A 14,495-nucleotide genomic window follows, 5' to 3' on the forward strand; every position below is an offset into this window, starting at 1 on the left:
CTAAATCTTGATATCAAGTATCTGTTTGCCTACGAAATAAGCCACAATAAATGTAATTAATCCTATTGTCGTTGATACAAGTCCTGCTGGTGTTACAAAATTAGCTGCAAATTCCGGACTCATTAATTTAATAGCTCCCACCAGAATAATTGGCATTACAACCATAATATTTTGTTCTGTCTTGTTAGACGCAACAAGCGTTTCTATATCTTCTGCAATATCCATCTTATCTGATAGGATTTCCTGTGTATTTCTTATAATATCTTTGATATTACCGCCTTTTCTGTAACTAATTCTGAATACATTTGCAAAACTTTTTATATCCTCGTTATCACTTCTGTTTCCAAAATCATCAAGTACATCTTCAATAGCAACATTGTTATGTATTCCAGCCATAATTACTTCCAGTTCTTTTAAAATAAATGCATCCGAATCATATTGAATTTTTAAATCACCATATACACTTATAAATGAATCATTTATATTTTTTCCTGAACCAAGAGACGTTGTTAATGAATCCAGCATATCTCTAAATTGATGACTTATTTCTTTTTGTTGTTTCTCAATTAAAGCTTTAGTTCTTACTGGTATAAATAATTTACCTGCAATAACACCTACAATTGATGGAATCATAATATTTAATATCCACGTTAATCTGGTCGGCTGATTAAATTCATCTTTGCCAATTCCTCCATAGAATAAATATCCTACTGCCGCACCCACAACAAATGCAAAAATGAAATAAAGTATTTTCTCAATTAGCTTCATATTGTATACACGATAATTATATGTTGGAATATTAGTTGCTGACATATAATACTGTGGTTCCTGCTCTTTCTTTTTCTTTTTTCCTATCATACTTCACCTCATATCTCTGTTCTTATACCAGCCAGCTTTAACTTAAAATCATTAATCATCTTATTGTCAGTTCTCTTAAGGCTTCCCGAAACTTTTTCAAGCGTACTGTTTGCATCTTCTTCAAACTTATATAATGGATTAAGAATAATCTGACCATTCTCTACTCCAACAACTTCTGTGATTTCCATTGTCTTTCGCGATTTATCACGAAGTCTTGAAAGATGAATTATAATATCAACTGCTGATGCAATCTGCTGTTTTATAGCCTCAAGTGGAAGACCTTCTGCTCCTTGAAGAACCATTGTTTCAAGTCTGCTTAACATATCCTGTGTTGAATTCGCATGTCCTGTTGACAATGAACCATCATGTCCTGTATTCATAGCCTGTAACATATCAAGAGCTTCTCCGCCTCGAACCTCTCCAACTATAATTCTTTCCGGTCTCATTCGCAGTGATGACTTAATCAAATCTCGAATTGTAATCTGTCCTGCACCTGATGTATTGGCATTTCTTGTTTCAAGACTTACAAGGTTATCTACTCCTGTTATCTGAAGTTCTGCTGAGTCCTCAATTGTAATAACACGTTCATCTTTCGGAATGTAATTAGATAAGGCATTTAGAAATGTTGTTTTTCCTGAGCCCGTACCTCCACTTATGAAAATGTTATATTTGGCTCTTACTAATATTTCCAGCTTATCCGCAATCTCCTGCGTTATTGAACCATACTGTATAAGCTTTTCTATAGTCATTGGTGTCTTAGAAAATTTACGTATAGTAAGTGTTGGACCACATAACGCTATAGGAGGAAGAACAACATTTACACGTGAACCATCTGGTAATCTGGTATCACATATTGGATTAGCCTGATTAACTTCTCTACCTGCAAGTCCGACTATACGCTGAATAACATCTTCTAACTTCCTCTGGCTTTCAAAATGTTTATCCATTTTAAAAAGCCGTCCATTCTGTTCTATAAATACATTATCAGGTCCATTTATCATAACTTCAGTAATTGTGTCATCACTAATTATTGAATCTAATAATCCAAATCCTCTTATTGAGCTATATACCTGTTGCACAATTGAAACTCTCTGTTGAATTGAACAATATTCTGTTCCTATTCTTTCAAGCACAATCTCCTCAATCTTCTCCTCAAGTTCTTCATCATTAATCTGACTTAAAGAAAGATTTTCTGATACATATCTCTTAATACTTGTAACAAATTGCTGTTCTTGCTTAAAATCCAATTACTTCACCACCTTAATCAAGCTTCTCAAACATATTTATATTGCATAACTGTTCAACAACTTGCTTTGTTGATGCGTGTTCATATCTTGGTGCACCACCTATATTCGTAATATCAACACCACTTACTGCTCTGCCTGATTTATTACTAAACTTGTTATATATAAGAACTATACGGCTTGATAATGGTTCTTCTTCATTTTCTTCCTTCAACATTAATGCACTATATGCACGGTTAATTTTCATATTTGAAATTTCTGAACCATCTCCTGTCCATACAATATTTTCAGCAAGCTTTAAGAATTTCAAATTGTCAATATCAAATCCAAAGTCTGTATCAACTATTACAACATCATATATCCCTGATAGTTTTATCTCAGAAACAAGTCTTGTTTTCTCTTCTAATTGAAGTTCAAGCATATCTAATGAATTTTTGGTTTGTGAATAAAAATAGACTCCTGTAACATCTTGTTTTACACAACTTTCAAGTTTAATAGATAGATTTGTCTTTTTACTTTTTAATGCAAAAATCACATCGCTCATATCAAATTGACCTTCCGCACTAAAGAACAAATCTGATGAACCAAATTTTTCAAGATTCAAATATAAGACCTTTTTCCCTTTTTTAGCACAATAGACTGCATATGAAGCCGCCATTGTAGAACTTCCAGTCCCCCCACATGGTGATGTAAATGCTACAACTCTACACGTATCATCACTTATACCTAAACCTGAAATATTACCTGCATTTTCAGAATAAATACTCAAAATCTGCTTATATATAAGATCTACTCTCTGAAATTTACATATTGCACGCTGATTATTTATCGAATCTGCTCCCATTGAATCTGTAAGATATGCAAACCCACATCTTTTTGGAATTTTGTCAAAATCAATCTCATATTGTTCATCAACAAGTACAATATCTACTTTGGAATGTTCTAATGTTTCAAATGCCACTTCTATTTCTGTAAAAGAATATATTTCAAATTTATCTGAATATTTGGTATTAAAAACAGAAATAATACGATTAAGATAATTTTTATCTTTTTCTATAATTGCTAATTTGATTTTCATTATTTATTCACCTCTTTAGACATATTAACTTAACAATTCCCCTTTGTTATGTGTTAGTCCCCAAATGTATATAATTCAAATAAAAATGTAATTATAAAATAATAATAATAATTTTATAATTCGTTAAGAATTTTATCACATCGTTTTGTATTTTGCAATATATTAGTTTGCATATGCAAACTAATATATTGTTTATGCAACTTTAGGCAATTTGTAAAATACCTATCAGTAACATTTTTTATCATTATTATATTTAAGGTGACATTATGGACGATAAATATAAAAAAAATTTCAAAATAATCGGATTAAATATCGCATACTATAGAAAATTAAAAGGATTATCTCAAATGCAGCTTGCAGAACTAGTCAATGTCAGTCGGACACATATCAGTAATATAGAAGCCCCCAATATGCCAACATCCATTTCATTAGAAAAATTATTCGATATCTCTGAAGCATTAGATGTTCCAGCAGCATACTTGCTTTCCTTTCGAAACGAAGATGTATGATTACAGAAAACATTTATTAAAATCAAAAATAAAATATTATATGTAATTATTTCAAGTAAATTAACTATTAACTTTATATTATAAAAGCTGGTAAAGTCATTATGGCTTTACCAGCTTTATTTTCAGCTAATATTTTCCTTGAGAATCACTCTCCAAATTGTTTAATGCCTCCACTTACACTATATGTATATGTATCTTTCTGCTTTGTAATTAAAGAACGATAAAGTTCTTCACCTTTAGCATAACAACTTACAGATGTATTTCCAATTGTTGTTCTTCCAGATAATGACATAGATGAATTATATGAAATAGAGCCATTTGATTTTAATAAAACATTTCCTATATTAACTGCCATATATACAGACTGTGTTACAGTTTCTGTACCAGAATAATTTTTTTTGGCTGTTATATCTACATTATAAATTTCATATATCTGATTTGAATTTCCATAATAACTACTACTTTTAGGAACAAGTGTATATGTGCCTGCATAATTTAAATTTGCCTGACTAATATTATTCTGTGCACAATACGCCTCTATCTTATCCTTAGCTGCTTTTTTTAATTCTTCCTGTTGAGCAGATGATAATTCATCAACATTTGAAATATATGCATCTAACTTATCACAAGTATATTCTTTTGATGTTTCTGTTAAAATATAACCATTACTAAGTGCTTCTTTTTCACTATATGAAACTGTTACTGTAACTTTATCTCCTGTCTTAATCCCAGATGATTTTGAAAGAGTCAATTTCAAACCTGATAAATAAGAGTCTGAAGCATCATTCTTTACTGTTGCCTTTGCATTTGGCGATGTTCCACTGAAGCTCACACTTATATTATCAAATACATTTACACGACGTGCTTCATTAAGATTTTCAACCTTATATTCCTTATCTTTATAAATAAGCTTAACACCTAACATTGAATTAGCATATTCATTACATTCTATCTTCAATGTAACGGTATCGCCGTTTGATAAATTATTATCATTATCTATTGAAACATCCATATAATCACGTAATGTACCATATACTGTATCTAATGTTGACTCATCTGTAAGAATTTGACTATCCTTTTTTCCCTGTGCCTTTAATATAGCTTTTGCAAGACCTTCTCTATCTATTTTATAATAAGCTCTTCCCACAGTATCATAACCAGTATATTCAACTGAAATATACTGATTTAAGTTTACTCTTTTTTTAATCTGAGATAATACTGCAATTATTGCGATAACTGCAACAATCACAATTGCAAGCGGTATCATAATTTTTTTATTTATCTTTCGCTTCACTGGCTGCTGTACCGGTGTTGTACTTTGTACCGGTACCGTCCGTTGTAAAGGTTGCTGCTGTTGTTGTACTTCAACTTGTCTAACACCACAATTAAAGCAAAATACATCTTCATCTGCTAACTGTGCACCACAATTTTCACAATACTTCATATATTTTCACTCCGTTTTCTTTTAATATATTGAGTTTATAATTTGCTTGAATATTTCATTTGGGCTTCCCAATGTTTTTAATTGTGACTGCATCTGATTTAATGCAATTTTTAATACGTCTGGTAAATACATTTTCCAACACATACGTATTGCCAACATATATATAATCATAAATACAATGTATATAATAACCATCATATAAATCTGTTTATCTGCTGTTTCTTGACAGCTATGTGACCATACTACTGCAATTAACATAAAGCCTGCAATATTGCCAATTGCAAATACTGCAATTCCTGCATATATATTTATAAATGAAACTATACATCCAAGTAAAATCATTATTGTTGCTACAATACTTCTTAAAGATACAAGTGCTATTACATTATTAAATATTAACTGACTATGAGAAATAGTATTAAATAACATAATAATTGCCGCTAATATAACTGTAAGAACTACGGATATAACTAATGTTAATAAAAATGCTTTTAACACTGGTACTTTTAACATTGTTTTCATCTGCATTATCTCAGAAGCACTTGACGAACTTGACATCATCCCTATTACTTTATCAAAAAGATCCTGAGCTTTAGTACTCATTACTATTGCAAACAATCCAGATGCGATTGCCTGAATCAATATCAGTATCACTGATGTGGCAACATTGCCTGCAAATACAAAATTCCTTCCTTGTTCTATCGGACTTTTTAATAATTCAATTATCTGATTAAAAGATCCCTTAGCAGTCTGCTTTACCACATCCTGCATCTGTTCCTGTCCATATGGATATTGATTAAAATCACCATAATTGGCATTATACTGCATACCAGCCTGCTGGTCACAGCTACAAATTTCTCCATCCATAAGCTGTCTTCCACATTTACTACAATATTTCATATTGTTCTCCCTTCATATTAAAAATAAATTCATAATATAATTATAAAATAATAATAATTTTATAATTTATTAAGAATTTTATCATATCGTGTCGCTTTTTGCAATATTGTAGTTTGCAATTGCAATATTAGCCATTGCTATTTTATTGAAATATATAACTGATAAGATAGTATTATTTTCTAATCCCAACCTGCAAATTCATAATTGCACAAAAAAGCCCACATACCTGCACTAACACAAGTATGTGGACTTTTATTTTAATATCAAATTTATATCTATAAGTTATAATTACATTCTGTCGTGGAATGTTCTAGAAATAACATCCATCTGCTGTTCCTTTGTAAGGTCGATGAACTTAACAGCGTAACCAGATACACGGATTGTGAAGTTAGCATATTCTGGCTTTTCTGGGTGTTCCATAGCATCAAGTAACTTATCCTTACCGAATACGTTAACATTGAGGTGATGAGCGCCCTGATCGAAGTATCCATCCATAACGTTAACAAGGTTGTTAATTCTTTCTTCTTCGTTATGTCCTAAAGCGTCTGGGTTCATTGTCTGTGTATTAGAAATACCATCTAATGCCCACTCGTAAGGAAGCTTTGTAAGTGAGTTAAGTGAAGCAAGAAGACCATTCTGCTCTGCACCATAACTTGGGTTAGCACCAGGAGCAAGTGGAGTACCAGCCTTACGTCCATCAGGCATAGCACCTGTGTACTTACCATATACTACGTTAGAAGTAATTGTAAGGATAGATGTTGTTGGCTCTGAATTTCTGTAAGTATGTCTCTTCTTAATCTTCTCAAGGAATGTCTTAAGTAACCATACAGCGATATCATCAGCTCTGTCATCATCGTTACCATACTTAGGGAAGTCGCCTTCGATTTCGTAATCTACAACGATACCTGTCTCATCACGTACTGTCTTAACCTTTGCATACTTAATAGCTGAAAGTGAATCTACAACATGTGAGAATCCAGCGATACCAGTAGCAAATGTTCTCTTAACATCTGTATCAATAAGAGCCATCTCAGCAGCTTCATAGTAATACTTATCATGCATATACTGGATAAGGTTAAGTGTATTAACATAAAGATCAGCTAACCAATCCATCATAGCATCGAACTTATCAACAACTTCATCATAATCAAGATATTCTGAAGTAACTGGCTTATAAGCAGGACCAACCTGTTCTCTGTTCTTAACATCTACACCACCATTGATAGCGTAAAGTAAGCACTTAGCAAGGTTTGCTCTAGCTCCGAAGAACTGCATTTCCTTACCTGTCTGTGTAGCAGATACACAGCAGCAGATTGAATAATCATCGCCCCATGTTACCTTCATAACATCATCGTTCTCATACTGGATTGAAGATGTATCAACAGAAATCTTAGCAGCATACTTCTTGAAGCTTTCTGGAAGTCTTGAAGAATAAAGTACTGTAAGGTTTGGTTCTGGTGAAGGTCCCATATTCTCAAGTGTATGAAGGAATCTGAAATCGTTCTTTGTAACCATTGAACGTCCATCGATACCTGTACCACCAACTTCAAGAGTAGCCCATGTAGGATCTCCTGAGAATAATTCGTTGTATGATGTAATTCTTGCGAACTTAACCATTCTACACTTCATAACGAAATGATCAATAAGTTCCTGAGCTTCCTTCTCTGTAAGAGTACCAGCTTCAAGATCTCTCTGAATATAGATATCAAGGAATGTAGATACACGACCTACAGACATAGCAGCACCATTCTGTGTCTTGATAGCTGCAAGATATCCAAAGTATAACCACTGAACAGCTTCCTTAGCGTTAGTAGCTGGCTTGCTGATATCATAACCATAGCTTTCAGCCATCTTCTTCATACCTGCAAGTGCCTTGTACTGATCAGATATTTCTTCTCTTAAACGGATAACGTCATCAGTCATTGTTCCACAACCACAGTTAGCGTGATCCTTCTTCTTTTCTTCCATAAGGAAGTCGATACCGTAAAGGGCAACTCTTCTGTAGTCACCTACGATACGTCCACGTCCATAAGTATCTGGAAGACCTGTGATGATATGGCTGTGACGAGCCTTTCTCATCTCTGGTGTATAAGCATCGAATACACCCTGGTTATGTGTCTTATGATATTCTGTGAAGATCTTATGAAGTTCTGGATCTGGTTCATAACCATAGTTCTTGCATGATTCTTCTGCCATCTTGATACCACCATAAGGCATAAATGCTCTCTTAAGTGGCTTATCTGTCTGAAGACCAACTACCTGTTCAAGCTCCTTCATAGATTCATCTATATATCCAGGACCATAAGCTGTAAGACCAGCAACAACTTTTGTTTCCATATCAAGTACGCCGCCCTTAGCTCTTTCTTCCTTCTGTAATTCCTGAAGTCTTCCCCAAAGCTTGTTAGTAGCTTCTGTAGGTCCTTCAAGGAAACTTTCATCTCCATCATATGGCTTGTAATTGTTCTGAACGAAATCTCTTACATTGATCTCTTCTTTCCAAAGTCTGCCTTTGAAACCATTCCACTGATCAAAATTTACCATTATTGGTTCCTCCTTAATAAAATAACTGTTAATTTGTATAATAGTTTGTATATTGTATACAAAACTCTCAAAAATATAAAGCGAAATGTTAATTTCTTAACTATCTCTCGCAAGGGTATATTAACACCCCTGTCAATTAATTTCAATACATTTTTTAGTTGTTTTTAGTTTTATACAATGACGGCTTAAATTAACATTTTCTTCCAAATTATGTGTCTTTACAGCGGCAGATTATTGTTTATCACGACATTTTATAATAAAATGATTTTTCCTAAAATCAATTTCTCCATTTTTCTTCATACGGCTTAATTCTGCTGACATTGCACTCCTGTCAACTGAAAGATAATCAGCCAACTGCTGCCTGTTAAATGGTATATCGAACTCATCACTCCCACATTTGGCGGCTCTTGCTGATAAATATGACAATACTTTCTCCTTAGTGCTTCGTTTGGATAAATGTGTAATCTTCTCGTTCATAACCACACACCTGTCAGCAAGCATATATATAAGATTATGAATAAGCTTACTGTGGAACTGGCACGATGAACTGCATACCGTCATAACCTTGTATGTGTCAAGAAATGCAACTATACATTTATCTGCCGCAACAACCTCTACATTGGATGTCTTGTCGTTACTGCATGCATATGCCTCTCCGAATATTTCACCCGCTGACACATATGTCATAATATGCCTGTTGCCCCAGTAATCAGCCTTTTCTATGCTCACATTGCCCTGAATCACCATACCTATTTTGGATATTTTATCGCCTTCATTAAATATAACTTCTTCTTTGTCATACTCGCGAAATGTTATCTCAAGGCATTTGCTCATTCCATTAGCCTCGTCTGGTTCTATACCGCTAAACAGCCTGCTCTTTTGTATAACTCCCATATAATCCTGTGAAATGTCATATAATATTCTGCCCATATTCTTCAATCCTATTCTTCTCTATATTATTCATAAAATAATCTATAAAATCTACGGTGTCTATTCGCAGCCGCTTCCTTTTCTTTTGCACTCATTTGCCAATCTCTATCTTTTCGCACTATTAACTTAATATACTACACACCTGTACTATAACCTAGCATATCCTACACTCACGAATTCGTGCTTCCGCACTCTTTATCCTGTTTCACAGGATATTCGTTCGTTAATGGTGCAAGAAAAGTAAATGTCTGCTTCGCAGCCGCTTCCTTTTCTTTTGCACTCATTACATTATAATCTTATTTTTGTTGTATTTACAACATACTTTATTAATATTTAATATTATACTTACCAGGTAGTTAAGATATAATTCAAACTAATCAGCCAGCTATGAAAATATGGCTGAAAATAACCACAACATATACTTATTAAGACATTTTAGCGGGTCTGCAGGATAGAATCCTGTTTCACAGGATTCTCCACCTATGGCGGAACACTTTAGTGGCATCTACATTACCGCCGTATGGTGAATCTGCCCAGAGGGCTTTTTATTTAACAGGAATTTTTATCAGAATTTTCTATTAAATAAAAATACTACTATAAATAGGAGGATTTATTTGATTATGATAAGAAAGATTATAGAAATTAATGAAGAACTCTGCAACGGCTGTGGCTTATGTGCACACGCCTGTCACGAGGGAGCTATTGGAATTGTTGACGGAAAGGCTAAGCTTTTAAGAGATGATTATTGTGACGGTTTTGGCGACTGTCTGCCAGCCTGCCCTATGAATGCAATTCGTTTTATTGAGCGTGAAGCTCCTGAATATAATGAAGCTGAAGTACTTGCTAACAAAGCGGCAAGTGGAAACCAGATTAACAACTGGCCTGTACAGATTAAGCTTGTATCTCCTTTTGCACCATGCTTTAATGGAGCTGACCTTCTTATTGCAGCAGATTGTACAGCTTATGCCTACAGTACATTCCACCACGATTTTATGCGTAACCACATAACACTTATCGGATGTCCAAAGCTTGATATGGTTGACTATTCTGAGAAATTAACCGAGATATTCAAGAATAATAACATAAAGAGCATAACTGTAACACGTATGACTGTACCTTGCTGTGGTGGATTGCAGTATGCAGTTGAAAAGGCTGTAGCTGACAGCGGCAAGACAATTCCTGTAAGAGTTGTAACTATTGGTACTGATGGCAACCGTGTTAATTAATTTTTCTGTAATGCTTAGTGATATAGTACAACTATAAAAATACAGGTGACGGCTATATCATTTTCCCATATCAATAAAATATATTAACCATAACTCTGCCTCTGCAAATGTATAATATCGAAATGCTTTTCCAGGTTTATAATATAAGATTGTCACACGAAACTTATATTTTAATATGCTGACATTACTCAGGACTTTTATATTTCTATGTTCTATATAATGCCAGCATATAATTTCTTGTAACAGTCTTTAATTATTTTTTATTCTCCTATATTCCCAATTATATCCCTCAATGGCACATTTTCTGCCTCACATATGCTCTTAATAGTTTCATATTCAGGATATCTCTTAACTTTGCCATTAGGAAGCGTACACACCTTTACGTCAATTTCACCATATGGTGTACTGACTTTTTCAATTTTTCTTGGAAGAATTGTTCTCTTCATTGCACAACGTCTTATTCCTATTGTCGTTGTTTCCTCAAATATGATATTTTCCATAGTCGTAATATCTTCCTTGCAGCATATTACAACAAGCTCATATGCAGGTCTGTTCTTTTTCATATATATAGGAAGAAAATGCACTTCTCTTGCACCCGCCTTATACAGGCGCTCCATAGTGTATCCTAATATCTCTGACGAACAGTCATCAATATCCGTTTCCAGCTTATATATTAAGTCAGCATTTTCGTCTAAGCTTTCACTATTACTCTCAATAAGCATTGCCCTTAATACTCCCGGAAGCTCATACTCTCTCTTGCCTGCACCATATCCAGTCTTCTTTATTGTAAAATGCTGTGGAAGTGCTGTATCTGTTCTTACAGCCGCTACAATCGCCGCTCCCGTTGGCGTTACAAGTTCGCCTTTAATATTGGTATTGCTTAATTCTATATTATAAGCTGATGTTATATTAAGAACCGCTGGCACTGGTACTGGAATTATTCCGTGCTGGCACCTTATTGTTCCAGTTCCCTCGCTGATACCTGGAACATACACCCTGTCTATATGCAGGTTATCGAAGCATACAGCAAACGCCACTATATCCACAATCGAGTCTACTGCACCAACCTCGTGAAAATGAACATTTTCAATATCTGTAGCGTGTGCCTTGGCTTCTGCTTCTGCTAATATTCTGAATATTTTCTTAGCAAGCTTTTCTGCATTCTCAGTAAGCTGTGTCTGCTCTATAATAGAATATATTTCTTTCAGCCCCCTGTGGCTGTGATGTGCTGAATGAGTATGCGAATGTACATTTTCAAAATTGTGCGTATGCCCTTCGCCATTAAGATGTCCATACAGATATTCCATATCGTGGTCGTGGTTCTCGTGTCCGCTGTCCAGCACTACATTAAAATCACACGAATCTATACCATTCTTTTTAACTCTTGTTATCTTAACCTCATAACCTGTCAGAGGCATAGTTGCAAGTGTTTTTAACAAATATTCTTTATCCGCTCCGGCATCAAGAAGTGCCGCAACAGACATATCTCCGCTTATTCCTGAATAACATTCAAGATATAATTCTCTCATATATGTATAACCTCATTTCTTAGCAAATGTAGTAAAAAGGCAAGCATCATTCATCTAGATAATAAATCTGATGCTGTGCCTGCCCTTTCCTTGTTTACGATATAATATGACTACTTCGTAGTCACTTAGAAGTTTCTTCGAAACTTCAGATGCGTTGAAGAACAACGCAGAAAATATGATATAATATGACTACTTCGTAGTCACTTAGAAGTTTCTTCGAAACTTCGTATGCGTTGAAAAACAACGCAGAAATTATGATATAATATGACTACTTCGTAGTCACTTAGAAGTTTCTTCGAAACTTCAGATGCGTTGAAGAACAACGCAGAAAATATGATATAATATGACTACTTCGTAGTCACTTAGAAGTTTCTTCGAAACTTCAGATGCGCTGAAAAGCTGCGCAAATAGTTAACATTTATTTACTGGCCTATGAATTCCATAACCTGTTCTTCACCTATAAAGCCTATATTAGTTGCAGCAACTTCTCCGTTCTTAAATAAAAGAAGGGTTGGTATTGAAGCTACCTTATACTGTAATGCAAGATTAAGTTCCTTATCTGTATCAATCTTACATATCTTTACATCGTCCTGCTTTGCCGCTACTTCCTCAAGGACTGGTGCAAGCATCTGGCAAGGTCCACACCATGTTGCCCAGAAATCTACAAGCACTGGCTTATCCGACTCAAGTACCTCCTGTTTAAATGTTGCTTCTGTAACGTGAATAATCTCCATAATTATCTCCTTTCGTTTTTCTTTTCAATCTCCATATGATATAATATTTTATTCAATGTCCACGACTTGTTAGTCTTAGTCATAACAGCCTTGTAATCGACATTAAGATTGTTGTTTCTGATACCAAATAAAAGCTTGTCCAGATGTTTCTGTGTAACATCACAGAATATAACTATGCTTTTATCTTTATTAATAAATGGCATAATATCATCAGTTCTGTAATCCTGACTATATGCCAGTACATTTTCTAATGTATCTGAAAGCTTAGTATTGTCAATAACTATGCTTTTTATTCGCATATTAGCCGCCATTGTTATAATCTTTCTGGCATCAGCTACATTATATATTATAATCTTTTCCATATACAATCCTCATTATCCAAACATTTTATTTAATTAATACAATTCCTAAAATCACCAGCAGCCCGGAACTCACATTAAAATCACTTAATCATTCTCTTAATTTCATTCAGTTCTTCCTCGTGCTTTCTTGAAATAGCACCCGGATTACGTTTCATAATTCTGAATACGCTCTTGTAGTTTCTTCCAGTATCAGCCTTAAGATTTACCTTTTCATTTTCAAGTGTTTCTAAAAGCTGGTTAGCCGCCTTCTCGTCCATAATCTTATTCTTAAGACTCTCTTTAACAGCCTCTGTCATTCTCTGTAAGGTTGCAAGCTTAACACCTTTTCTTTCATTCATATCATTCTCGAATGAAATTCTACCCTTAAGCTTACCCACTGAACCTGCCTTATTCATAACACTTGCTTTACCTTCAGCGAATTTTTCTTTCATTTTATTATAATCATCTTCAACAAATGCTGAGGCAACCTCAAGTCTTTTGGCAAGAATTCTTATCTGTTCATTACTATTAGCAAGCTTTTCAATTGCAGCCTTCAAATCCATAGCTTCATTGAATGACTGTGTAAAGTCAACTGCCATAGCTATTGTCAAGACAAATGCTATTATGTCCGTAATTGTATCTGGAAGCATATATACAATGCCCTCTATAGGTCTGTGTACAATTCTTACAAGAAGAACAGAGAACACACCCCAGCCTAATGATACGAACAGACATATATGTCCCATTAAATTTAATGGCTGATTACTGTAATCCCAGTATCTTACGCCGAACATTTTCTCCATACAATATCCTGTAACAAATTCAAGTATTGTTGATGATATCATTCCAAACAGGAATATTAAAGCTATATTATCCCTTACTCCTATAGTACTTACCAATATTACCATTGCACCTGAACCATATATTGGAAGTGCTGGTCCATGAAGAAATCCCCTGTTTACCCACTTTCCTTTTCTGGCTGATACATAACAACATTCCCATACCCAACCAAAGAAACAATATATATAAAAGAATAATAACCACTGCGATACAGTATATGCCTGCATTGTAGCCTCCATTTCTATTAATTACAACATAATAATTACAATATAAAATATGTAACATTTTACCACTTATAATTATTAATTACAAACAGCCAAG

At 34.2% G+C, this 14,495-nt stretch carries 13 protein-coding genes; 2 read left to right on the forward strand and 11 right to left on the reverse strand.

Annotated elements, in window-relative coordinates:
- The 3 genes from BM157_RS01355 to BM157_RS01365 are packed head-to-tail and all read right to left on the reverse strand — an operon-like array spanning nt 1 to nt 3,180.
- Nucleotides 1-858, reverse strand: a complete 858-nt coding sequence (locus tag BM157_RS01355) for a type II secretion system F family protein (protein ID WP_090139656.1) — start codon at nt 856-858, stop codon at nt 1-3.
- Between the two features lie 8 nt (nt 859-866).
- A complete protein-coding gene (locus tag BM157_RS01360; RefSeq protein WP_090139659.1) occupies nt 867-2,105 on the reverse strand; it encodes a CpaF family protein in 1,239 nt (412 codons plus the stop codon).
- A gap of 13 nt (nt 2,106-2,118) precedes the next feature.
- Entirely contained in the window at nt 2,119-3,180 is a 1,062-nt protein-coding gene (locus tag BM157_RS01365; protein WP_090139661.1) for a P-loop NTPase family protein, read from the reverse strand.
- A gap of 266 nt (nt 3,181-3,446) precedes the next feature.
- Here BM157_RS01365 and BM157_RS01370 point away from each other — a divergent pair, with 266 nt between their 5' ends.
- Nucleotides 3,447-3,689 (forward strand): helix-turn-helix domain-containing protein, encoded by a 243-nt coding sequence (locus BM157_RS01370; protein ID WP_090139663.1) that lies wholly within the window; start codon nt 3,447-3,449, stop codon nt 3,687-3,689.
- 145 nt (nt 3,690-3,834) lie between these two features.
- On the opposite strand, the gene BM157_RS01375 is transcribed toward BM157_RS01370, so the two are convergent.
- From BM157_RS01375 to BM157_RS01390, 4 genes are all read right to left on the reverse strand, one after another.
- On the reverse strand, nt 3,835-5,133 hold the full coding sequence (locus tag BM157_RS01375) for a zinc ribbon domain-containing protein (protein WP_090139665.1): 1,299 nt from the start codon (nt 5,131-5,133) through the stop codon (nt 3,835-3,837).
- A 21-nt stretch (nt 5,134-5,154) separates the two neighbouring features.
- The gene (locus BM157_RS01380; RefSeq protein ID WP_090139667.1) at nt 5,155-6,033 is read right to left on the reverse strand and encodes an MATE family efflux transporter; all 879 of its coding nucleotides are present in this window, start codon (nt 6,031-6,033) and stop codon (nt 5,155-5,157) included.
- A 288-nt stretch (nt 6,034-6,321) separates the two neighbouring features.
- Entirely contained in the window at nt 6,322-8,574 is a 2,253-nt protein-coding gene (gene pflB, locus BM157_RS01385) for a formate C-acetyltransferase (RefSeq protein WP_055175785.1), read from the reverse strand.
- A gap of 231 nt (nt 8,575-8,805) precedes the next feature.
- Nucleotides 8,806-9,504, reverse strand: coding sequence for a Crp/Fnr family transcriptional regulator (locus BM157_RS01390; protein WP_022501837.1), 699 nt, complete (start codon nt 9,502-9,504; stop codon nt 8,806-8,808).
- A 620-nt stretch (nt 9,505-10,124) separates the two neighbouring features.
- Here BM157_RS01390 and BM157_RS01395 point away from each other — a divergent pair.
- Nucleotides 10,125-10,730 carry an ATP-binding protein gene (locus tag BM157_RS01395; RefSeq protein ID WP_022501838.1) on the forward strand — a complete coding sequence of 202 codons (606 nt, stop codon included), beginning with the start codon at nt 10,125-10,127 and terminating at the stop codon, nt 10,728-10,730.
- A gap of 260 nt (nt 10,731-10,990) precedes the next feature.
- Here the strand turns inward: BM157_RS01395 and larC are convergent, their stop codons facing one another.
- The 4 genes from larC to BM157_RS01415 all read right to left on the reverse strand — a co-directional run bounded on the left by larC (nt 10,991) and on the right by BM157_RS01415 (nt 14,401).
- Nucleotides 10,991-12,259 carry a nickel pincer cofactor biosynthesis protein LarC gene (gene larC / locus BM157_RS01400; RefSeq protein ID WP_022501839.1) on the reverse strand — a complete coding sequence of 423 codons (1,269 nt, stop codon included), beginning with the start codon at nt 12,257-12,259 and terminating at the stop codon, nt 10,991-10,993.
- Nucleotides 12,260-12,681: 422 nt separating this feature from the next.
- Nucleotides 12,682-12,993 carry a thioredoxin gene (trxA, locus tag BM157_RS01405; protein WP_055175797.1) on the reverse strand — a complete coding sequence of 104 codons (312 nt, stop codon included), beginning with the start codon at nt 12,991-12,993 and terminating at the stop codon, nt 12,682-12,684.
- Nucleotides 12,994-12,995: 2 nt separating this feature from the next.
- Entirely contained in the window at nt 12,996-13,355 is a 360-nt protein-coding gene (locus BM157_RS01410; protein ID WP_022501848.1) for a DUF3783 domain-containing protein, read from the reverse strand.
- Nucleotides 13,356-13,435: 80 nt separating this feature from the next.
- Complete coding sequence (locus tag BM157_RS01415; protein ID WP_022501849.1) at nt 13,436-14,401, reverse strand: putative ABC transporter permease; 966 nt, start codon at nt 14,399-14,401, stop codon at nt 13,436-13,438.
- Nucleotides 14,402-14,495 lie beyond the last annotated feature (94 nt).

It is taken from the genome of [Lactobacillus] rogosae (assembly GCA_900112995.1).
Classification (GTDB): domain Bacteria; phylum Bacillota; class Clostridia; order Lachnospirales; family Lachnospiraceae; genus Lachnospira; species Lachnospira rogosae.